The organism is Actinomyces sp. oral taxon 171 str. F0337 (assembly GCF_005696555.1).
Lineage (GTDB): Bacteria > Actinomycetota > Actinomycetes > Actinomycetales > Actinomycetaceae > Actinomyces > Actinomyces oris_E.
The window spans coordinates 1913796-1935581 of sequence record NZ_CP040005.1 but is presented as its reverse complement, the minus strand read 5'-3'; the positions used below and the strand labels follow the sequence as shown (position 1 = coordinate 1935581).

Here is a 21786-nt window from a genome sequence, read left to right as displayed (position 1 = left end):
GGGGGCGCCGAGGCCCCGCTCGAACCTGGTGGGTATGAGCTTCCTGCGACACCGCGATCGCGGACGCGTTCAGCGCGGCGCTGACCGTTTGACACCGGTCCCCTCCGACCAGGTGTCAGGGGTCATGTCTCTGTGCGCCCTCGAGCCGGTCAGCGCCGTGGGCCTGGTCCAGCAGATGCAGCGCTGGTCTCGTTGGGGCCGCGGTGACGTCGTCGCCCTGGGTGGCCTGGCCCACCCCATCGCGGCGGCGTGGGCGGTCGGCTCGCTCATGCCCTTCGGCCTGGCCGGACGCTCCGAGCACGGCCTGCGAGCCGCGGACTCCGGAGAGATCTGGGCTCTGGCCGAGCATGCCAGACCTCGGCTGTCCCGTCGCGGCTCGGTCTCAGGACCGGCTCAGGACGTCGCCGCCGTCTGGGGCGCTCTGAGCGAGCAGGGGCAGCGCTCCCGCCACGAGCGCTGGAGGCAGCCGGTCCTCACCGCCCCTCACATGGGGGGTGGGCTGGTGAGCGCGTACCTGGGGCGTCGTTCGTCTCAGGCGTGGGTGGTGCAGGCGGTTCGTCCGGCCCGGCCGGATGAGGAGGAGCTGGTCCTGCCGGCCTCGGTGGACATGTTCGTCGGCGAGCTCGGCTACGACCCCACCGCCGACGGCCTCGGATACAGGCGCCACGTCAGCTGGCTCATTGAGCAGGGACGCAGCTACATCGTCCTCGACGACGGCGCAGGCCACCCGATCCGGCCCGGATCGCCCCGGGAGGTGGCTTTCAAGGCCGACGTCGGAGCCCTGTGGCGCTCCCCGTCCGGCGGCGTCGCCCAGCTGACCGGAGTGTGGACGCGCCCGGACCTGCGTGGGAGAGGAGTGGGGGCGGCGGCGCTGGCCGGCGTCGTGGATGCCGTCTACCGAGACCATGTCGGGGCCGACGGCGTCGTGAGCCTCTACGTCAACGACTACAATGCCGCGGCCTTGGCGCTCTACCAGTCCCTCGGCTTTCGACAGGTGGGCCTGTTCGCCACTGTGCTCCTGTAATACCGGTGAGGCAAGACGATGTTCCTTGGCACAGGGCGCCTGCAAAGCCATGGTGAACAACATATGGAGCACCCTGGGCAACTCGCCTACGATCACCAATCGTGCGCAATACGGTCGAAGTCGACTCCGAGAGCACGGAGCGTCAGAATAATATCGAGGTCTGGAACGATCTCGTCTCGCCCAGAGATTTGCTCATCTGTCTTCTGATTTCGGTGATGTGTATCGTTGCGGCGGTACTTTTATCCGCCTCTTTCGGGGGAAAGCCGCTGTTCTGGGGGCTGGGAGCCTCAACGATCGGATTTATCGCCTGCTGCTTCCTGGTGAGTCCCAAGCGCGAGGTCACCATTGTCGAGGAGCTGAGCATCGGCACGAGTGAGGGGGTGGACCAGTGACCGTGAGCCTTCTTCTCATGATGGTGGCCGCCATTCTGGCCGCCGTGCTGCTGTACACGTTCATCGGGTTCATTCCCGGCACCGATGAGACCGGGGTGCTCGCGCCCGTCACCCTGGCGATCATCCTGGCCGGAGCCCCGCCGCACGTGGTCCTCGCCTTCTTCATCTCCGCCGTGGTCACGCTCAACCTCATGAACGGCATCCCAACGGCGCTGGTGGGCCTTCCCGGCGGGGTCATGTCCGCTCCGCTCATGGATCATGCCATGGTGCTGCGCACCAAGGGCCTGGCCTCCGACACGATCCGGAAGATGGCGGTGGGCTCGGCCATCGGAACCCTCATCTCCATTCCCCTGAGCTTCCTCCTGGCCAGTCTGCTGCTTCCCATGGCCGACTGGATCAAGACCCATTCCGATATCGTCCTTGCGGCCGGAGCCGTGGTCCTGGCCCTGCTCGGAAAGAATCGCATCCTCTCACTGGTGTCGATTCTTCCCATGGCGCTGCTGTTTCAGGCGCTTCCGGCCCTCTACCGGGGCGCGGGCATCATCCCGGAGAAGGCCAGCGTCAACACCTCCTTTTTCCTCGGGATCACTGTGGGACCCATGCTCCTGACCCTCCTGGAGCTGCTCAACGCCAAGCGCCGGGAGGAGCTGCCGCACGGTAACCGCACCAAGGCCGAGCTGCTGCGCTCCGGTTTCGGCCGACAGGCGCTGTGGCCGGGTCGGCTCATCACCAGGTCCGAGGGATGGTGGAGTGCCGCTATGGCCGCCGCCTCCACCCCGCTGTTCATTCTCAGCCCGGTGGGCCTGACCTTCTTGCTGGGGGAGGCCTCCGTGGCCCGCCAGAACGAGGACCGGGTGCCCCGCGCACAGCGTGCGGTGACCGTTATGAGCGCCCTGGCCCACTCGACCTACCTCGCCGGCGTCATTATCCCGTTGGTGGCGCTCGGGGTCCCGATCTCCGGGGTGTCCGTCGGACCCGCCGGCCCGCTGTTCAATGCGGGCTCGGTCTACACCAAGCAGCACAACCTGCACCACCTGCTGGACTTGCCCGGGTTCATCATCACCGTGACCATTGGGGCTCTGATCGCGGTTGCGATCACCTACGTCATTGCGGTGCGCTGGTCCTCGCAGATCACCTACTTCGTCATGCGTCGGATCCCTCACGAGGCGGTACTGGCGCTGTTCGTCGCCTTCGTCATCCTGCTGGCCTACATCGACGCTGACCAGAAGGCGGGCCTGGCCAACGTCTTCGGGGTCCTGCTCGTAGGAGTCGTGTGCGGATCACTCAACCGCCTGGGAGTTGCCTACGGCGTCCAGTTCATGTCGCTTTACGCCGCCCCCGGCATCGTCAAGGCGCTGGCGGCGTTGGCCTGAGCGGCCCTCCAGAGGGAGGCGGCGGAGGCCGGGGACGGGCCTCCGCCGCACGCCTGTTCTCGTGAGGGACGTGAGACTTGGTCGCTGAGTCACGCCGGGTACCGGCAGGACGCCGATCGGGTCAGTCCGTCACCTCAACGGACATGCCCGCCAGCTGGAACAGCTTCGTCAGCTCCTGCTTCCCGAGCCATCCGTCCGGGTCGGTGGCGCCGCTGTGCTTTTTCTGGAAGCCGGTGGTTCCGCCGTAGCCGCTGGAGCCGTCGCCAATCGTTGAGGTTCCGTAGTGGCCATCGACATACCGAGACTGGATCCACTTGGTGCGGGCGAGCGCCGTCTCAAGGGTGAAGACCTCGTCGCCGTAGGGGCCAACCGGAGTGCCGTCCTTCTCGGGATCGGTGTACCGGGCCTCTCTGAGGTGGGACACCGAGACCGAGCTGACCAGCCGGGGCTTGCCGCCGTCCCCGACATCGGGCAGACCGGGCCTGGGGTAGATCGTGGTCGAGTCGAGTGAGGCCGGCCAGGTGGTGTCCTCCTTGAGGAAGAGGTGGACGTGATCCACATGATTCGCTGAGATGGATCCCAGGTCTTCCCCCGAACGCCAGGTTCCCGGGTGTGTACCCCCAGAACTCGGGGCGTGGCGCGGAGTCTCGGCTGAAGATGATGCCTTTGATCTTGATGTCGTCCGCGTGGTCGATGAGCCAGTTCACGAAGGCGTTGCCGTCAGCTCGCTCGTCCAGTGTGGGCTGCATTTCGGTGTCTGCGGTCACCATGATGTCGATGGATCGTGGCTTTTTGAGGAAGCCGGTCTCGGGGATGCTCAAGGCATCAGTGACGGTGGTGACGTCCTTGAACCCCGATACCCACACCATAACTACCGATAGGAAAAATAAAGGAGAGGGGTCGATCCCCCTTGACGAGACCGCCTGTCGACAGCTAAGCCTCGCTGCGGTGCGCCAGCCGCCCCAGATCGACGCCGAGCAGACGCGCCTGTTCGGCGGTGCGTCCGGTCACGACCACATCGGTACGGCGCAGCTGGGCCACATCGGCCGCTCCCAGCAAGGTCATGAGCGTGCGCACGTGGTCGCCCCAGGTGCTCAGCTCGCGGCGCAGGGCCTCGGGGCCCTCCTTGACCAGGGTGCGCAGCACGTGCCCGGAGGCCCCGACGGCGCAGGCCCCCAGGGCCAGTGACCGCACGACGTCGAGCGGGTTGCGCACGCCCCCGGAGGCCAGCACCGGCAGACCGACCGGGTCATCGACCGCCACAGACTCCAGCAGGCACAGCGCCGTCGGCTGCCCCCAGCCGACCATGTAGGACAGGTCGCGCTGCGGGCGGCGCTCGTTCTCGATGGCGATGAAGTCCGTGCCCCCCGCCCCGGCCACGTCGACGGCCGCGACACCGGTACGCGCCAGGGACTCGATGCTCCGGCGTGAGAGCCCGAAGCCCACCTCCTTGACCACCACAGGGACGGGCACGGCCGCGACAATGGTGGCGACCGCCTCCTCCCAGCCGCTGAAATCGCGGTCGCCCTCGGGCATGACCAGCTCCTGGGCCGCGTTGAGGTGGATCTGCAAGGCATCGGCCTCAAGCATCTCCACGGCCCGCGCCGCCTCCTGCGGGCTGACCGTCGGCCCGACGTTGGCCAGCACGAAGGCGCCCGGGGCCCGACGGCGGATGACGTGGAAGCCATCTGCCCGCTCGGGGTCGTGCAGGGCCACGTGCTGGGAGCCGCAGGCGATCGCGACTCCTGCCTCAGCGGCCGCCTCGGCCAGGTCAGCATTGATGGCCGCCGTCGCCTGCGTCCCGCCGGTCATGGCATTGATGTAGAACGGGACCTCCCAGCGGGAGCCCAGCACGGTGGTGCCGATATCGACCTGCTCAGCGCTGACACCCGGCAGGCTGTGGTGGATGAAGGAGACGTCGTCGAAGGCGTTCACACGGTCCTGGCGGTGCAGGTGCACCGCCAGCTCCAGGTGCTCGTCCTTGCGGGAGGCCCGCTGTGAGTCGGTGGACTCGTGGCTCATGAGGTGACCTCCATAGGGGGCACGGGGGAGTCGTGGGTGTAGATCGCCAGGTCCAGGGGCTGGATACTGGCCGACCTCCAGGCGGAGCTCATGGCGGCGATGTCCTTGTCCGGCGGGCACAGGGCGATACCGCAGTCCCCGCCGCCGGCACCCGAGCTCTTGGCAGCGGCCCCGTGAGCGCGCGCGATCTCGACCAGCCGCGTCAGCTCGGGAGTCTCGATGACACGGCCGCTGATCCGTCCGAGCTGCGCCAGAAGCGCCCGGTTTCGCGTGATTGCGCTCATGACCTGGCCGGCGTCGTCGGCCTCGATGGCCGCGGTCAGGGAGGCCAGGCAGTCCTGGCTGGCGCGTAGGAAGGACGCGTAGACGTCGTCGGCCCCGCGGGAGCCCGCCTGGACGCCGGCAACCAGGGCCGGGGTGGAGGCGGGAGCCCCGGTCCATCCCACCTGAAGCCTCACGGAGGGAACAGGCAGTCGACGCAGGCGCAGGCCGGGCCAGTCGGATTCCATCAGGTCTCCTGTGCCGCCACGGGCCTGCGCCCGTTGCCGGGCCCGGCGCAGCCACACGCGGTCGGGTGAGGCGTAGGCCACCCAGCCGGTCACGGCGCTGGCCGCGATGTCGCCCCCCGAGCCGATCGGCTGGACCGCGTCACTGGCCAGCATCGCCAGCTTGTAGACGCGCGAGTCGTCCAGACTCAGGCCGTAGAAGCCCGCGACGGCGCGCACCGTCGCCACGGTGACTGCTGAGGAGGATCCCAGGCCCAGCTTGCGCCCGTCCGCCTCGTCCAGCTCGCTGGAGATGTCCAGGTCGAAGGACCCCAGCCGGCCACCGCCCTCGGCCACCAGCGCCTCGACGACGCGGATCGCCGAGATCACGTAGTCGTCATCGCCTCCGACCGCCTCGGCCAGGCCGTCCTGCGGGCGGTGACGCCAGGGCCTGGAGCCGGTGGCGTAGAGCTGCGAGCGGATCGTGCCCGCGTACCCGCCGGCGGGGGAGCAGGGCGTGATCCGCATGGTGATGAATCGGTTGACCGCCACCAGGACCGCCCGGTGGCCGGGCTCGACGACGGCGTACTCGCCTGCGATGTAGAGCTTGCCCGGCGCCCTGGCGACCACGCCGTCGGCGTGAGAGGTCATGAGCCTTCCTCGATACGCACCCCGCCGCCGGGACGCCTCACCGAGACGGTGGTGCCGGGCAGACGGTCGCGCAGCGCGGCGGCGACCTCCTCGGCGCGGGCACCCTCCGTGAGCACCTTGACATTGGGACCCGCATCGATCGTTGCCCACACGGGCAGTCCTTCATCGCGCATGGCGCGGATCGCGTGCAGCGCCGCAACGGTCTGCGGCAGCCAGTAGACGATGCCCGGACGGGTGGCGATCATCGTGGCGTGCATCCCCAGGGCGTTGCCCTCGACAACCTCCCCGAGCCGCTCCAGGTCACCAGCCCGGACCGCGTCCAGCGCCACCTGAAGGTCCCCTCTGCTGGCCTCGACCCAGGCGGGGAAGAGCGGGGAGGTGGTCATCGTGGCTCGCATGGCCCGGGTGGAGCTGATGGGCTTGTACCGCTCGGAAAGCACGACGACGACCATCGCCAGATCCATCTCGCACCCGACCGGCTCGGCGTAGGAGGAGGCGTCGTCGTGGCCCGCGTTCCACAGGACCAGCCCGCCGAAGACGGAGCGCGTGGCCGACCCCGACCCGCGCCGGGCCAGCCGGGAGAGGGCACGGTCGTCGAGGTTCATGCCGGTGGCGCGGGAGGCGGCCGCCGCAAGCGCCGCGAAGCCCGCCGCCGAGCTCGCCAGCCCGGCCGCCAGCGGCACCGAGGCCCGGGAGATGACGGTAGCCGGTGTGGCGACGCCTGAGCGGGAACGTACCAGGTCGAGGAACCGGCTGACCCGGGCCAGCTCGGTGCTGGTCGGGCAGGAGCCGTTGATCGTCACCGAGTCTGCGGCGCCGGCACCGCCGTCGAAGGAGACCGTTGTCGTCGTGCGGGTCCCTGCGAGGGTGAGGGACAGGCTCGAGGTGGCGGGGATCGCCAGCGCCTCATCCACCTTGCCCCAGTACTTAATGAGCGCGATGTTGGTGTTGGCGCTGGCTGTCACCGTCGGGGCAGCGGCCGGGGAGAAGTCCGCGGTGGCTGGGGAGGCGGTGCTCACTCGTCCACCTGGCTCAGACGCATCCGGTAGCTCCACGTCGCCGCGGCGCCGGCCCTCTCCAGGGCGGCGCGAACCCGGCGCGTGGCCGGCTGCCCGGCCACCAGGGCGATGACGCAGCCACCAAGCCCCCCGCCGGTGAGCTTGGCGCCCAGAGCCCCGGCTCTGCGTGCGGCGTCGGCGAGGTCGTCGAGGATCGGCAGACTCAGGCTGAGCTTGGTGAGCAGCGTGTGCGCCTCATTCATGGCGGCCCCGAGGGCAGGGGCGTCGGCCTGGTCCAGTGTCATGATTGCGATCTGGGTGAGCGTCCCCAGGTGGTTGATGCGCGGCCCGATGTTTTCCGGATCGTTCTCGTAGCGCTGGCGCAGGCCACTGACGGCCTCGCGGGTGGAGCCGTGGACGCCTGAGTCGGCGATAACCAGGAAGGCGTTGTCGATGCGCTGGCTCAGGGGGCGCATCTGTCCGCCCTGGAACCGGATGGGGCACGGTGAGCAGGTGGCGGCGGCGTCCAGCCCCGAGGGCTTGCCGTGCGCGATCTGCTCAGCCATCTGCGTCAGCGCGAACAGCTCATCGGAGTTGGCCTCACGCCCGCAGGCGTCTAGGACAGCGCGAATGATCGCGCCGGCCGCCGCCGCCGACGAGCCGAGCCCGCGCTCATGGGGGAAGTCGCTCACGGTGGTGATATCGAAGGCCTGGCCCAGCCCCCCGGAGAACTCGCGGGCCACCTCGAAGGCCCGTGCGACACTGGCGAACCGGGACCCGGCCTGGTCCAGGGGCCCCGAGTAGTCCAGGCTGCTCAGCGTGGAGGGACCCGAGGTCGGGCTCGCCGTGGCTCGCATCCGCAGGTCCTGCAACGGTACGGCCACAGCGGGATGCCCGTAGACGACCGAGTGCTCACCCAGGAGAATGGCCTTCGCCCACGTCTGGCCGTGTCCCTCACGGATGGAGGAGTGCCTGTCCATATGTTTCCTTGCCAGTGGCCCACGCGCCGGGAAACCGTGATGCGGGCCGGATTCAGGGATAAGAGGGCTTGACGAACCCTTTGATGGGATCGAGCGTATCGGGCGCTTCTCGAGGGCTGCAAGTCCTACCTGACCAGCATCGAGACGGTTCGCGCGCAGCCGCGGACGCAGATGCGCTGTGACCCTTTGCTCCCGTGATTTCGCAGGGCCGAGCGGGCCCCGTTGGGGCGACGGCTCCGGGACCCCTTAGGATCGCCTTGTGCTGCACAGACTCTCCACCTCCTTCATCCGAACCCTGCGCGAGGACCCGGCTGACGCCGAGGTCGCCAGCCACCGGCTGCTCGTTCGTGCCTGCTACGTCCGCCGGGCCGCCCCCGGGGTGTACACCTGGTTGCCGCTGGGCCTGCGGACGCTGCGCAAGATCGAGGACATCGTGCGCCAGGAGATGGACGCCATGGGCGGCCAGGAGGTCCACTTCCCGGCTCTCCTACCGGCCGAGCCCTATCAGGCCACCGGGCGCTGGGACGACTACGGCCCCACCCTGTTCAAGCTCCGTGACCGCAAGGACGGGGACTACCTGCTGGCACCCACCCACGAGGAGATGTTCACCCTCGCGGTCAAGGACCTCTACTCCTCCTACAAGGACCTGCCGGCCATCGTCTACCAGATCCAGACCAAGTACCGTGACGAGGCCCGCCCCCGGGCAGGCATTATCCGCGGCCGCGAGTTCGTCATGAAGGACTCCTACTCCTTCGACATCGACGACGCCGGGCTGGCCGCCGCCTACCAGGCCCACCGGGACACCTATGAGCGGATCTTCACCCGTCTGGGTCTGGACTACGTCATCGTCAACGCGATGGCCGGCGCCATGGGCGGGTCGCACTCCGAGGAGTTCCTCTACCCCTGCGAGATCGGTGAGGACACTTTCGTGCGCTCCTCAAGCGGCTACGCGGCCAACGCCGAGGCCGTCATCACCGTGGTCCCCGAGACCGTGGACGCCTCCGGGGTCGGCCCGGCGCGCGTGGTGGACACCCCCGACACCCCCACCATCGACTCCCTGGTCGAGCTGTGCAACGAGGCCTACCCGCGCTCGGACGGGCGGGCCTGGACGGCCGCCGACACGCTCAAGAACGTCGTCGTCACCCTCACCCACCCCGGCGGTGAGCGTGAGCTGCTGGTCGTCGGTGTGCCTGGGGACCGCGACGTCGACATGAAGCGTCTGGAGGCCGCCGTCGCCCCTGCTGAGGTCGAGATGGCATGCGACACCGACTTCGAGACCCACCCCGAGCTCGTGCGCGGCTACATCGGCCCCACAGCCATCGGCCCCAACTCGCCACTGCGGCGCGTTGAGAGGCTCGACGACGGCACCGAGGTCCTCACCGGATCCGTGCGCTACCTGGTCGATCCCCGGATCGTGGAGGGAACCAGCTGGGTCACCGGCGCCAACACCGACAAGAAGCACGTCCTCGACCTGGTCATGGGCCGCGACTTCATCGCCGACGGCACCATCGAGGCCGCCGAGGTCCGTGAGGGCGACCCCGCCCCCGACGGCTCCGGCCCGCTCCACCTGGCCCGCGGCATCGAGATCGGTCACATCTTCGAGCTGGGACGCAAGTACTCCCAGGCCCTGGGACTGAGCGTCCTGGACGAGAACGGCAAGGCCCGCGTGGTCACCATGGGCTCCTACGGCATCGGCGTCAGCCGCGTCATGGCCGCCTTGGCCGAGGCCAACCACGACGACAAGGGACTCACCTGGCCCGTCCAGATCGCCCCCTACCATGTGCAGGTCCTGGCCACCGGCAAGGACCAGGCCGTTTTCGACGTCGCCGGGCAGATCGCCTCGTCCCTGGACGCCGACGGCGTCGAGGTCCTTTACGACGACCGCCGCAAGGTCTCCGCCGGCGTGAAGTTCGCCGACGCCGAGCTCCTCGGCCTGCCCTACACGGTTGTCGTCGGCCGGGACCTGGCCAGAGAGGGGACCGTGGAGATTCGCGACCGCCGCACCGGCGAGCACCGCTCCGTGCCTGCCGATGCCGCCGCGACCGAGCTCAGCGCCACCGTCCGCGCCGCTCTGGAGACTGCCCGTCGCTGAGCGGCATGGAAGCGCTCAGTCCTCCAGCCAGCGTCTGGTACGGCGCAGGCTGACTCGCCCGGTGGGACCACCGCTGCCGAGACAGGACAGGAGTGCTGCTGCGTCGTCAGCGTCACGGACCAGACGGAGGCGGCACGGTCCCACCCATACGGACCATGCGCGGGCAAAGGCGTGCATGTCGGCTCGTGAGCGAGCCAAGGCCGTTGGAACCGCGAGGAAGATACTGTTATCGCGGTTCCAAGCGCCTAGTGACAGCAACCTTCCCAGAAGGCGCCGCGGCCCGCTCAGTGGTCGCTCCGCATGGCCCTGCGCCCATGTGGCGGTGGCTACCTCGAGGATGAATCGAGGACGACGCTCCGGGGCGCTCAGAAGTTCTTCCACGATGCCCGCGAAACGTGCACTCCGGGTGGCCTCCGCCCCGTCCAGGCCGATGAGTACGGTACGAGTCGATCCACTGGCCGAGTCTGCTTGAGACTCGCGAACCACGAGGCGCGGGAGGTCCCCCTCGGAGGAATCGTTGTCGGCAGTGAGCCCGTCTCGTGAGAGGACGACATCGAGGACGGCCCGGGCGGCGCCGCTCCAGAAGGCGGTGGGCCGTCCCCGACGCAGAAGGTCCGCCGCGCTCGTGATCTCCACCGCCTCCAGCACCCGGCCGTGGTTGCGACGCGAGGCCCTATCGCCCGCCGGGCCCGAGGCGAGCCAGCGGTGCGCTTCCAGGTCACGATCAAGGCCGGCCGTCGTGACTGCGTTGAGCGCCTCGATGTCCTGCGGAACAGCCCCGCCCGCGACAGCGTCGAGCCTGTTGCACTGAGCGGGTGTGAGCATTGCTCGCAGACCCGTCTCAATGACGGGCGTGGCTGCCGCTATCGCCGGGTCGAGGGGAACCTCGTCGGGCCGCACCACCGACCAGAGGTGCTCGGCCTTGCGACGCAGTCGGTTCAGGTCCGCACCGGAGTGCAGACGGGGATGATCCGGTAGAAGACATGTGACGGACCAGTTGTGAGCGGTTTTACCGGCCCAGGTCGGGTCCAGACGGGTGGTGCGCCCGTACAGCTGCTGCGTCGCAGTTGAGGTCGTCGCCGTCGTCAGGTCGATGAGCGTGTTCACGGCGGGGCAGTCCCACCCCTCGCCGAGCAGTCCTCGGGTGCCTACCACGAGTCGTACCTCCCCGGCAGCGACCAACTCACTGACGGCCAGGACTAGCTCGGCGCCGCCGACTCCCCTCCCGGTCACCGACAGCATCCAACCATCATCGGTGGCCGGCAGCTCGAGACCGGTGCACCGGCGCAACCGATCCAACAGTGAGTTCTCCCCGCTGGCCAGGCCGAGCCGGGAGCTGGTGAGCAGCACCGGGTGCAAGGAGCGCAGATCTGCATCACTCAGCAGCGTGCTCATGCAGCGCACCGCGCCTCCCGGAGGGCCGGGACGTGAGGTCGGGAGCACGATGTCCAGCGCCCGATGATGAGCAGAGCGCTCGGCCGCATCGGTGACGACCACGGCCCGCATACGTTCGCCGATGGAGTCGAGCTCGTGACGCAGGATGTTGATGACGGCCGTGTCCTTGGCCCTCGATGCGGCAGTGATGGTATCCACCGGGGATCGTCCCGCCCGGATGCCGGAATCGGTCAGGTACAGGCCGAAACCTCTCAGCAGCTCGCGCGTGGACTCCCAGTCCCGCCGGCGCTCGGGCACTGCCAGGAGCCGGTCATGAGCGTACCGACCCAGGAGCCTGAGCTCATCGTCAAGATCGAGCAGCTCGAGCTCGGGCAGGAGCGGAACAACCCGGGTGCTCAGAGCCGTGGCCCGGTAGCTGCCTATTCTCTGCAGCAGCGCGGCCGCGGACGCGGCCAGTGTCGGATCGGCGTCGAAACCCGCAACGATCCGACGCACCAGTTCGTCATCCCCAGGAGGCCTAGTCGCTGCAGAGGCACGGTCACCATCCGCTCTGCGGGTACGAGGGGGTGGTTCCAGCCCGCCCCCGTCACCGAGTGCGGTGGTCGGAGCGGGTGGGGCGACGACTTCTAGCAGGTAGTCGACGCCGTCAGGGCTCAGCAGCAGCTCGTCTATCCGGTGATGAAGCTCTTCTCCGGCGGTGGTCAGGAACTCCGTTTCCTCCGGGGACGGGAGCGTGAACCAGGCCAGCTGACGACATGGGGCGAGATGACCGGCGCGGATGACGGCAGGAACCGGAATCTCGGCGTCGACGTCGCCCAGGAGCGCACGATAGCGCCGGGATGACCGGTCCTCGTCCGAAGGTCCAGTGGCCGTCAGGCCGATGAGAGTGGGAGACAGGCCCGCTCGCCTCAGGCGCCGTGCGAGGTAGTGGACGACGACGGCCCAGTGGGCCCTCAGATGGTGGCACTCGTCGAGGATGATGGTGGTGACACCCGCTTCGATGAGTGTGTCCAGACGTGCCTGGGCACCAGGTCCCAGAAGAGAGGCGACGGCGGCGTCGTCGAGCTCATCGACCTGGCGGCGGATGATGGCGGTGCGTGAACGGATCCCGCGGGTGTAGGCCCTGGGGTTGTCGGCCTCCAGCCGCCTCAACCACGCCTCGGCGCTCACGGCGCTTCGTCCGTCAGCAGTGAGCTCAGTGACCCAGCGCGAGCGGGCCGCTTCGTTCCAGGCGGGGGAGGAGTCGACGACGGCCAGAGACTGATAGGTCAGAACCGTCAGGTCGGCGCACTCTGCCACCTGCTCCAGACGCGCGCTCGGCAGGCGGGCGTTGACCGAGTCGGTGACCGAAGAGGAGCCGGAGGCGGGGGAGGTGTAGAGCTTCTGCGCTTGATGGATCCACTGGGCCCTGATGACCGTGGTGGGTGCTAGGACGAGCGCACGACGGCCGTTGCGTACGGCCAGCTCCAGCCCCACGAGAGTCTTACCTGCTCCCGGCGGTGCGAGCAGGTGCAACGTGGAGCCGTCGTCGGGGTGGAGCCGATCAAGCACTTCCTGCTGGTAATCGCGTAGCGGTACCTGACGTGCCCACCGGTGCAGCGGGCGCTGCGCGGTGGCGGCGGCTGCGCTCCTCATGTCTCACCTCGGGACCGTGTTCGCCTGGATGCTGGCCCGGATGTCGGCTTGGAAGTCGGCTTGGAAGTCGGCCAGGCGCTCCTCGGTCTCCTGCTGCTCAACCACGTGCTCGTGGGCCGGGTTGAAGACGTTGTCGATGGGACCCAGGAGGGCGCCACGTGGGTCGCGCTTGGAGCGCCGCCAGTAGATCCAGCCACGGCGTTCCATCCACAAGAAGAGCTGGTCCACGGCCGCCAGGGCGGCCATGAGGACCAGGACCGTTACGAGGAGACGCACGTCAGGCGGCGTAGCCGGGCAGGGAGGAGAAGTCCGTGCCCCAGGCGGTGGCGCGCCGGGCGGCGTCGACCGCCCCAGTGACGGCCGCTTCGCGGGCCGGACTGGAGGCCTTGGCGGAACCGGCCTCCTGCACCTCTCCGGAGACGATGTTGGACCACACCTGCCGGGCCCAGAGCACCTGGGTGCTGACGTTGGGATCGGTGGACTCGGTCGGGGCGACGTAGGCGCTCAGCCGCTTGTCCTCAGTGCCCGCGGCCACCGCGGCATTGACGACGGAGGTGGCGACCTTGGAGTCGGCAATCGCCTGGGTGCGCTGAGGGTCGTCGCTGCGCGCCGCGAGCTCCTCCATGGCGTACCGGGCCGCGTCGTAGGAGGTCAGCAGACCGGAACTGATCTTGCTGCCCTGCGCGACCTCCACCCGTGGCGTGTCCGCCGAGCTCGGTGGCGCGAAGAGGTCGTGCTGGAGACTCCAGGCCACTGTCAGCGAGGTGAAGAGCCGTGCGTCCTGCTCCGAGGTCGCGGTGATCGCCGCCCTGCGGGCCAGTGTCGATCCATCGGCCAGGGCCGTGGCCAGGTCTTGCACGGAGGCGCCCGCCGAGGCCGACGGCACCGGAGCAACTGTGGGGTAGGAGGATGGCACCTGCGTGGGCCATGGCTGCCATACTCCGCCCAGGGTCTCGAGCTGAGCGTCAGCCGTCTGCTTCACTCCCTCGGCCAGGGGAGCGGTGGTGGAGTCCACGCCGCCGGACTGTGCGACCACACCGGCGGTGGAGGAGATGAGCGCGGCCTGCCTGGCCAGGCCGTCACGAGTGGTCTCGGCCGCCGAGGCCGACGGCAGGGACGCCGGCGACCCCTTCCCCAGGCGCAGTCCGCAACCGCCTAGTGCCGCAGTCAGAGCCGTTCCCACCGCAAGCACTGCGGTGCGGCGCGTCAGGCCGTGGCCCGCCGCGCCAATGTCGCCACTGGTACGGGGACTGGCACCGACTCGGTCACCGTAGGGTGACGGAATGCCGTTCAGCTGGGTGGGGAGGGGAGTGCGGCGAGTGTTCACCGGGGAATCCTCCCACAGACGGCAGGTAGCATGACCCCGACCTCGACCACCTCGATCATGTCGACCACGTCCGCCCGAGCCTCGGCTCGGGCCAGCACGGGAGGAAGAACGACCATGGCAGCCCATGATCCGCGTCAGGATCCGCGCAAGCGCGCTGACGCTCTGGCCCGCAGTCTCACTGACCTGCTCGTCCCCGTCGTCAACGATGCCGGGCTTCATCTCGAGGGCGTGGAGACCACCCGTGCGGGCAAGTACTCAGTCGTGCGCGTCCTCGTGGACCTGGTTGACGGTCCCGGAGACCTCGATCTCGACTCCTTGGGGCCCGTGACGGCGGCCGTCTCCCAGGCCCTCGATGAGGCCGACCCCGTCAAGGGGCAGTACACCCTCGAGGTCTCCACCCCCGGAGCCGAGCGGGAGCTGACCACCCTGCGTCACTTCAGGCGTGCCGTTGGTCATAGTGTCCGGGTGCGCACGGCCGATGACGAGCTCACCGGCGTCGTCACCGCGGCTGATGGGGACGGCGATGCCAGTGAGCACAACGGCGGCATGGTCAGGATCAAGGTCGATGGCGTTGAGGACCGTATCGCCCTTGGGGACATCACAGAGGCACGGATGGTGGTGGCCGGGCTCTAGGGCCGGGCAACAGGCCGAAGGTCTATAAGATGCTCCCCGCGGATAGTGACCGGGAATAATGTATGTCCTGATAACTGATAGGTTGACGGACCGGCCCGGAACGATGTGATGGACCATCCGGCCCGTCACGGGCTACCGTCGACGGGAACCCAGTGCACACCCGCTCAGCGGACTAGAGAGGACCCAAGGACCCATGGACATCAATATGCCGGAGCTGCGAGGCGCTGCCGACGAGCTCGGCATTGACCTGGACAACCTGCTGCCCGCTATCGAGGACGCCATCCTGGGGGCCTACTCCAAGGTTCCCGGTGCCATCCGGGGTGCCCACGTCGAGATCGACCGCCGAACTGGGCACATGAGCGTTCTGGCCCCGGAGGTCGATGATGACGACCAGCCCACGGGGGAGTACTTCGACGACACTCCCGACGACTTCGGTCGCATCGCCCAGGCCACGGCCCGCAGCGTCATCGTCCAGCGCATCCAGGACCGCCGTGACTTCGAGGTCCTGGGTGCCTTCAAGGACAAGACCGGCGAGCTGATCTCCGGCACCGTGGAGCAGGGACGCGACCCCCGCATCGTCTACGTGCGCCTGGACGAGGAGCACGAGGGCATCATGCCTCCCCACGAGCAGGTCCCTGCTGAGCGCTACCGCCACGGCGACCGCGTGCGCGCCTACGTCACCGACGTCTCACGCGGCACCCGCGGGGCGCAGATCATCCTGTCGCGCACCCATCCCGGTCTGGTCCGCAAGCTCTTCGAGCGCGAGGTTCCTGAGATCTCCTCGGGCGACGTCGAGATCGTCTCCGTCGCCCGAGAGGCCGGTCACCGCACCAAGATGGCCGTGCGCTCCAAGGTCCGTGGCGTCAACGCCAAGGGGGCCTGCATCGGCCCCATGGGGCAGCGGGTGCGTGCGGTCATGACCGAGCTCGGTGGAGAGAAGATCGACATCGTGGACCACTCGGAGGATCCTGCGCGCTTCATCGCCAACGCCCTGTCGCCGGCCCGGGTGGCCGCCGTGGGCGTCATCGACGCCGAGGAGCGCACCGCTCGCGCCATCGTCCCCGACTTCCAGCTCTCCCTGGCCATCGGCAAGGAGGGGCAGAACGCCCGTTTGGCCGCCCGCCTGACCGGGTGGAAGATCGACATCCACGCCGATGCCGAGTCCGGTGAGATCACCCCCGGTCAGGGCTCCCAGTCCGACGACGTGACAGGTCCCTCAGAGCTGGGCGACTGAACCGCCCTGCGGGGCGATGTAGACTTTCCGGCGGACCTTTGCGGGTCCTGCGCCGGGATCTCCCGGCCGCGGTGCCCGCGTCAGCGGTTGCAGAGCAGCGGAAGGACACCGACGGACGGTGGTCACCATCCCCCACGTGCCCGAGCGCACCTGTATCGGCTGTCGACAAAGGGCCCCGCGGACGCAGCTGCTGCGTCTCGTACTGACGCCGAGCGGTGAGCTCGACGTCGATGCCCGGGCCGTCAGACCCGGGCGCGGCGCCTGGATCCACCCGGATCCGGTGTGCCTCGACCTCGCTGAGCGACGACGCGCCGCTCCACGCGCCCTGCGCACCGGCGGACCACTCGATGTGGCCCGGGTGCGCGGGTTCCTGGAGCGGGGAGTGGTCAACGACGGCGAGGCTCCCGCTGCCCGACCGGGTGAGCGGACCACCGATAGCGAAGGCGGGTAGGAAGCCGATGGGCACCCGATGAGTACCCAGCGATGAGCTGCCTCTAGAAGCACCCACCCCTGTCCGGGGTGGGAAACCGGACAGGAGTAATGTGGCTAAACCACGCGTTCATGAGCTCGCTAAAGAGCTCGACCCCACTGGCAAGAAGGTCACCTCGAAGGTGATCCTGGCCTGGCTCAAGGACCAGGGAGAGTTCGTCAAGGCGGCCTCCTCCGCCGTTGAGCCCCCCGTCGCTCGCCGGGTTCGTGAGCACTTCGCCGCCCAGGTGCAGGAAGCGCCGGCGGACACTGCGGTCGACAAGCCGGCCAAGACTGCCTCTCAGGCCCCCAAGCCCTCCAAGGGTGCTCCCAAGCCAGGAGCTCAGGCTGCCAAGCCGGGACCCGCCGGTGCTCAGGACCGGGCTCCGAGCCCCGCTGCCAAGCCGGCCGCCCCCAAACCGGGTACCGGCGCTCCCAAGCCAGGTGCTCAGGCCGCCAAGCCGAGTGGCGGAACCCAGGCTCCGGCGGCTGCCGACAAACTGGCGCCCCAGAAAGGCGCCGCCGGCGACGCGCCCAAGGCCCCCAAGCCCGGAGCCGGCGCTTCCAAGCCAGCAGGTGCAGCCCCCGGCGCGCCGACGCCCGGCTCGCGTCGTAGCGCCCCGACGCCGGGGCCGCGTCCCGGGGCACCGCGTCCTGGCAACAACCCCTTCGCCGCCTCCCAGGGCATGCCCCGTCAGGGTGGCCAGGGAGGCCGAGGCGGCCAGCGCTCGGGCCAGTCGCGCTCGGGTGCGCCGCGTCCTGGCAACAACCCCTTCGCCGCCTCCCAGGGCATGCCTCGCCCGGGCGGCTCGGGCGGTCCCCGTCCTCAGGGCGGCCCGCGCCCCGGTGGCCCCCGTCCTCAGGGCGGTGCACGGTCTCAGGGAGCCGGTCGTTCCGGTGCCCCGCGTCCGGGTGGTCCGCGTCCCAACCCGGGCATGATGCCCGGCCAGTCCTCCATCGGCCGCCCCGGCGCTCCGGCGCGTGGCGGTGCCGGCGGCGGAGGCCGCGGCTCGCGTCCCGGTGGTGGCGGCCGTCCCGGAGGCGGCGGCCGTCCCGGTGGCGGCTTCGGCGGACCCCGCGGTGGTCGTGGTGGTCGCGGTTCCACCCAGGGCGCCTTCGGTCGTGGCGGCGGCGCTCCGCGAGGACGCAAGTCCAAGCGGGCCAAGCGTCAGGAGTTCGAGCAGCAGAGCGCGCCGTCGATCGGCGGTGTCATCGTCCCACGAGGTGACGGCTCCACCCCGGTGCGCGTGCGCCAGGGGGCCACTCTCACGGATCTGGCCGAGAAGATCAACGCCAACCCCGCGGCCCTGGTGACCGTCCTGTTCCATCTCGGTGAGATGGCCACGGCCACCCAGTCCCTCGACGAGGACACCTTCGCCCTCCTGGGCGCCGAGCTGGGCTACAACGTCCAGATCGTCTCGCCCGAGGACGAGGACCGCGAGCTCCTGGAGTCCTTCGACATCGACCTCGAGCCCGACGAGGACGACGCCAACCTCATGCCCCGGCCCCCGGTGGTCACGGTCATGGGCCACGTCGACCACGGTAAGACCAAGCTGCTGGACGCCATCCGCTCCACCGACGTCGTCGCCGGGGAGGCCGGGGGCATCACCCAGTCCATCGGCGCCTACCAGGTGCGCGTCAACCTGAACGACGAGGAGCGTCCGATCACCTTCATCGACACCCCCGGTCACGAGGCCTTCACGGCCATGCGTGCCCGTGGTGCCGAGGTGACCGACATCGCCATCCTTGTCGTGGCCGCCGATGACGGCGTCATGCCCCAGACCGTCGAGGCCCTCAACCACGCCCAGGCGGCCAACGTGCCGATCGTCGTGGCGGTCAACAAGATCGACAAGGAGGGCGCCAACCCGGACAAGATCCGTGGCCAGCTCACCGAGTACGGCCTGGTCCCCGAGGAGTACGGCGGCGAGACGATGTTCGTGGACATCTCCGCCAAGCAGCGTCTCCACATCGACGAGCTCCTCGAGGCCGTCCTGCTCACCGCGGACGCCGCCCTGGATCTGCGGGCCAACCCGGAGACCGAGGCCCGCGGCGTCACCATCGAGGCCAAGCTCGATAAGGGACGCGGCGCCGTGAGCACCATCCTGGTCGAGCGTGGCACGTTGCGGGTCGGGGACCCGATCGTGGCCGGAAGCGCCTACGGGCGTGTGCGCGCCATGTTCAACGAGCACGGGGAGAACCTCACTGAGGCCGGGCCCGCCCGTCCGGCCCTGGTCCTGGGGCTGACCAACGTGCCCAGCGCCGGTGACTCCTTCATCGTCGCCCCCGACGACCGCACGGCCCGACAGATCGCCGACAAGCGTGAGGCCGCCGAGCGCGCCGCCATGCTGGCCAAGCGTCGCAAGCGGGTCTCCCTGGAGAACCTCACCGACGTCCTCAAGGAGGGTAAGGTCGACACCCTCAACCTCATCCTCAAGGGCGACAGCTCGGGTGCGGTCGAGGCCCTGGAGGACTCCCTGCTCAAGATCGACGTTGGTGAGGAGGTCGCTCTGCGCGTCATCCACCGGGGCGTGGGTGCCATCACGCAGAACGACGTCAACCTGGCCACGGTGGACTCCGCCGTCATCATCGGCTTCAATGTCCGGCCCGCCGAGCGCGTTTCGGAGATCGCCGACCGCGAGGGCGTCGACATGAAGTTCTACTCGGTCATCTACAACGCGATCGAGGACGTCGAGGCCTCCATGAAGGGCATGCTCAAGCCCGTCTACGAGGAGGTCGAGCTCGGTACGGCCGAGATCCGGCAGATCTTCCGCTCCTCGAAGTTCGGCTCCATCGCCGGTTCCATTGTCCGCTCGGGCATCATCAAGCGGGGCACCAAGGCCCGCCTGGTGCGCGACGGCGTCGTCATCAACGGCGATCTGTCCATTGAGACGCTGCGCCGCGAGAAGGACGACGTCACGGAGGTCCGCGAGGGCTACGAGTGCGGTATCAACCTGGGGTACAAGGACATCGCCGAGGGCGACGTCATCGAGACCTGGGAGATGCGTGAGAAGCCTCGCGACTGAGCGTGACGGCGTTCATAGACCGCGTTCATAGATGGTGGCCGGCCACCCCAGTGTGGGGTGGCCGGCCACCATCATCAGCGACGGACGCACGTCGGCCGCCTCGTGTGAGCCTGACCGAGTGCCGTGAGGCCGTCAGATGCGCGCGTTGACATCCTGGTACCCGGAGTCCTCACGGGTCCCGCCCATACCGTCACCGACCTCGCTGTAGTGACGGATCAACGTCACTGACCGGACCCACTTGATCATCTTGTACCCGTGGCTCGTCTCGCAGCGCAGGCGCAGCGGAGCGCCGAACATGCCCGACAGCGGCTCGTCATTGCGGTCCCAGGCCAGGATCGTGTCGTCCTCAAGGGCCATGTCCAGGGGCAGGCACGTGTAGTACGGCTCGACCGGGCGCCCGTCGTGCATGTGCTGGGCCATCCCGAAGGACTCGAACATCACCCATTCGGCCTCGGGATCGATCTGACCGACCTGCCCGAGCAGGTCCCGCACACGGATCCCCGTCCACTTGGCGATTCCCGTCCAGCCCTGCATACAGGTGTGCATAGTGATCTGGGACTGGCTGGAGATCGCCTTGAGCTCTGCGAGGGAGAAGGATGCCGGTGCTGAGACCATACCGCCCACCTCGAGGCGGAAGTCGGCGAAGTCATTAGCCGCCAGCTCCTGGTACTCCGGGGACTCCTCTCGAGAGGGGGTGCGGGTGTTGACCCAGTGGAACTTGGAGATGTCCTTCTCCGTCCACGGTTTCCTGGCCGCTTGCTGCGACTTGAAACGGTCGACCGTGACGCGGCGGATCCCACGCGTGGCATCCCACAGGATCCGCTGGCTGCGGCGAGTGTCCGTCAGCGTCCAGTACGACATGGCGATCCACAGCGCCACAACGACGACGACCGTTCCGATCACGGTGACGTAGGCCTGACCCACCCGGTTGGGGTCGTAGTAGCCGAAGACGATGTGGGTGAGGTTGTGGGGGGCGTGCACGATGAACACCAGACCCACGTGGACGATGGCGAAGCCCAGGTAGACGAACATGCCGATCAGGTGCAGGGAGCGGGCAGCCTGGCGGCCACCGAACATCTTGGCGTACCAGGGGAAGCGCCCCACGAGGGCGGGGGACATGACCGGCCCCGTCACGATCATCAGCGGGGCGGCGATGAAAACGATGAAGAAGTACCCGAGCTGCTGAAGGCTGTCGTAGGGGGTGAAGTCGCACAAGGACGGGGTGCGCAGGTGTGCGTAGGTCAGCAGGGAGTCCCAGGCGTCGGGCAGGATCTGCCACGTGGTTGGAACCAGGCGCTGCCACGCCCCGGTACCCACGAGGAAGGCGACGTACACGATGCCGTTGAGCAGCCAGAAGCTGGTGGCTATTCCGTGCCAGGCACGACCCAGCCCGATCTTGGCCCGACCGGGCAGGGACACTAAGGGGGAGAGGTCTCGCTGGTCGTCCCGGGCGGTGAAGGCGCCCTCCTCGAGGGGCACCTTGTCCTTGGTGAACCGGATCCACTCGGAGCCGGGTTCGCACTGGTCTTTGAAGTAGAAGCGTGGGTGCGAGGCGATGATCTCGATACCGGAGCGGATGAGAACGCCCATGAGGAGGAAGTTGATGAAGTGGGTGACGCGCAGCCACAGTGGGAAGGTCTCAGTATCGACGCACTGCTGGGCGACGTCGTTGGCGGTCTGGGCGGCAAGGGGCAGGAGGGACATCATCGTGCCTTACGAACGGGGTGACAAACTTTCCGTATAAATCATTGTACTGCTGTTTCTCAGTTCTATGTAGGGTGTGGTGACAAGATGTCGCGATCAAGGGTTCGACGTGACGGAACAGAACTTAAGTCAACCTTCCTTAAATAGGAAACATATTGGTATTTAAAATATGTGACACCCTGGCTGTCGCGTCATTCCACGTGTTGAATACCAACGGAGAGAATCTAATGAAATGGGACCGATCAGTCGTTATATCGACGGAGAGCTCCCGGATCGTTCCTCCTCTCGACCCTGCACGGCTTGTACGGTGGTTGTGACGACGCGGAAGACGTCCGCCGTCTCCTGAGATA

At 68.4% G+C, this 21786-nt stretch carries 17 protein-coding genes; 8 read left to right on the top strand and 9 right to left on the bottom strand.

The window, feature by feature from the left end; translation table 11 throughout:
* The first annotated feature begins 34 nt into the window (after window positions 1-34).
* The 3 genes from FBF36_RS08475 to FBF36_RS08465 all read left to right on the top strand — a co-directional run bounded on the left by FBF36_RS08475 (window position 35) and on the right by FBF36_RS08465 (window position 2789).
* Window positions 35-1024 carry a GNAT family N-acetyltransferase gene (locus FBF36_RS08475; protein ID WP_087943965.1) on the top strand — a complete coding sequence of 330 codons (990 nt, stop codon included), beginning with the start codon at window positions 35-37 and terminating at the stop codon, window positions 1022-1024.
* A gap of 101 nt (window positions 1025-1125) precedes the next feature.
* Complete coding sequence (locus FBF36_RS13815; protein ID WP_009394565.1) at window positions 1126-1416, top strand: hypothetical protein; 291 nt, start codon at window positions 1126-1128, stop codon at window positions 1414-1416.
* Window positions 1413-2789 (top strand): tripartite tricarboxylate transporter permease, encoded by a 1377-nt coding sequence (locus FBF36_RS08465; RefSeq protein WP_009394567.1) that lies wholly within the window; start codon window positions 1413-1415, stop codon window positions 2787-2789. The genes FBF36_RS13815 and FBF36_RS08465 overlap by 4 nt, the downstream gene beginning before the upstream one ends.
* A gap of 121 nt (window positions 2790-2910) precedes the next feature.
* Here the strand turns inward: FBF36_RS08465 and FBF36_RS08460 are convergent, their stop codons facing one another.
* The 5 genes from FBF36_RS08460 to mvk all read right to left on the bottom strand — a co-directional run bounded on the left by FBF36_RS08460 (window position 2911) and on the right by mvk (window position 7925).
* Window positions 2911-3348 (bottom strand): hypothetical protein, encoded by a 438-nt coding sequence (locus tag FBF36_RS08460; RefSeq protein WP_009394569.1) that lies wholly within the window; start codon window positions 3346-3348, stop codon window positions 2911-2913.
* Between the two features lie 374 nt (window positions 3349-3722).
* Window positions 3723-4811, bottom strand: a complete 1089-nt coding sequence (gene fni, locus FBF36_RS08455) for a type 2 isopentenyl-diphosphate Delta-isomerase (RefSeq protein WP_009394576.1) — start codon at window positions 4809-4811, stop codon at window positions 3723-3725.
* Window positions 4808-5947 carry a phosphomevalonate kinase gene (locus tag FBF36_RS08450; RefSeq protein ID WP_009394577.1) on the bottom strand — a complete coding sequence of 380 codons (1140 nt, stop codon included), beginning with the start codon at window positions 5945-5947 and terminating at the stop codon, window positions 4808-4810. Before FBF36_RS08450 ends, fni begins: the two co-directional genes overlap by 4 nt.
* Window positions 5944-6966: a diphosphomevalonate decarboxylase gene (gene mvaD, locus FBF36_RS08445; RefSeq protein ID WP_138137372.1), complete on the bottom strand. Its 1023-nt coding sequence runs from the start codon at window positions 6964-6966 to the stop codon at window positions 5944-5946. The genes FBF36_RS08450 and mvaD overlap by 4 nt, the downstream gene beginning before the upstream one ends.
* Window positions 6963-7925, bottom strand: a complete 963-nt coding sequence (gene mvk, locus FBF36_RS08440) for a mevalonate kinase (RefSeq protein WP_009394333.1) — start codon at window positions 7923-7925, stop codon at window positions 6963-6965. Before mvk ends, mvaD begins: the two co-directional genes overlap by 4 nt.
* Before the next feature lie 259 nt (window positions 7926-8184).
* On the opposite strand from mvk, the gene FBF36_RS08435 reads away from it, so the two are divergent.
* The gene (locus FBF36_RS08435) at window positions 8185-10017 is read left to right on the top strand and encodes a proline--tRNA ligase (protein ID WP_009394332.1); all 1833 of its coding nucleotides are present in this window, start codon (window positions 8185-8187) and stop codon (window positions 10015-10017) included.
* A gap of 15 nt (window positions 10018-10032) precedes the next feature.
* Here the strand turns inward: FBF36_RS08435 and FBF36_RS08430 are convergent, their stop codons facing one another.
* Genes FBF36_RS08430 through FBF36_RS08420 form a run of 3 tightly spaced genes read right to left on the bottom strand, consistent with a single transcriptional unit; the run spans window position 10033 to window position 14374 of the window.
* Window positions 10033-13047, bottom strand: coding sequence for a DEAD/DEAH box helicase family protein (locus tag FBF36_RS08430; protein WP_009394331.1), 3015 nt, complete (start codon window positions 13045-13047; stop codon window positions 10033-10035).
* 3 nt (window positions 13048-13050) lie between these two features.
* Window positions 13051-13323: a hypothetical protein gene (locus tag FBF36_RS08425; protein WP_009394330.1), complete on the bottom strand. Its 273-nt coding sequence runs from the start codon at window positions 13321-13323 to the stop codon at window positions 13051-13053.
* A 1-nt stretch (window position 13324) separates the two neighbouring features.
* A complete protein-coding gene (locus FBF36_RS08420) occupies window positions 13325-14374 on the bottom strand; it encodes a Tat pathway signal protein (protein ID WP_138137370.1) in 1050 nt (349 codons plus the stop codon).
* Between the two features lie 114 nt (window positions 14375-14488).
* On the opposite strand from FBF36_RS08420, the gene rimP reads away from it, so the two are divergent.
* The 4 genes from rimP to infB all read left to right on the top strand — a co-directional run bounded on the left by rimP (window position 14489) and on the right by infB (window position 19732).
* Window positions 14489-15007 carry a ribosome maturation factor RimP gene (gene rimP, locus FBF36_RS08415; protein ID WP_009394325.1) on the top strand — a complete coding sequence of 173 codons (519 nt, stop codon included), beginning with the start codon at window positions 14489-14491 and terminating at the stop codon, window positions 15005-15007.
* 193 nt (window positions 15008-15200) lie between these two features.
* Window positions 15201-16241, top strand: a complete 1041-nt coding sequence (gene nusA, locus FBF36_RS08410) for a transcription termination factor NusA (protein WP_009394317.1) — start codon at window positions 15201-15203, stop codon at window positions 16239-16241.
* 118 nt (window positions 16242-16359) lie between these two features.
* Entirely contained in the window at window positions 16360-16692 is a 333-nt protein-coding gene (locus FBF36_RS08405) for a YlxR family protein (protein WP_034491404.1), read from the top strand.
* 91 nt (window positions 16693-16783) lie between these two features.
* On the top strand, window positions 16784-19732 hold the full coding sequence (infB, locus tag FBF36_RS08400) for a translation initiation factor IF-2 (RefSeq protein ID WP_138137368.1): 2949 nt from the start codon (window positions 16784-16786) through the stop codon (window positions 19730-19732).
* Window positions 19733-19864: 132 nt separating this feature from the next.
* Here the strand turns inward: infB and FBF36_RS08395 are convergent, their stop codons facing one another.
* Window positions 19865-21436 (bottom strand): molybdopterin-dependent oxidoreductase, encoded by a 1572-nt coding sequence (locus FBF36_RS08395; RefSeq protein WP_034492377.1) that lies wholly within the window; start codon window positions 21434-21436, stop codon window positions 19865-19867.
* Window positions 21437-21786: the final 350 nt, after the last annotated feature.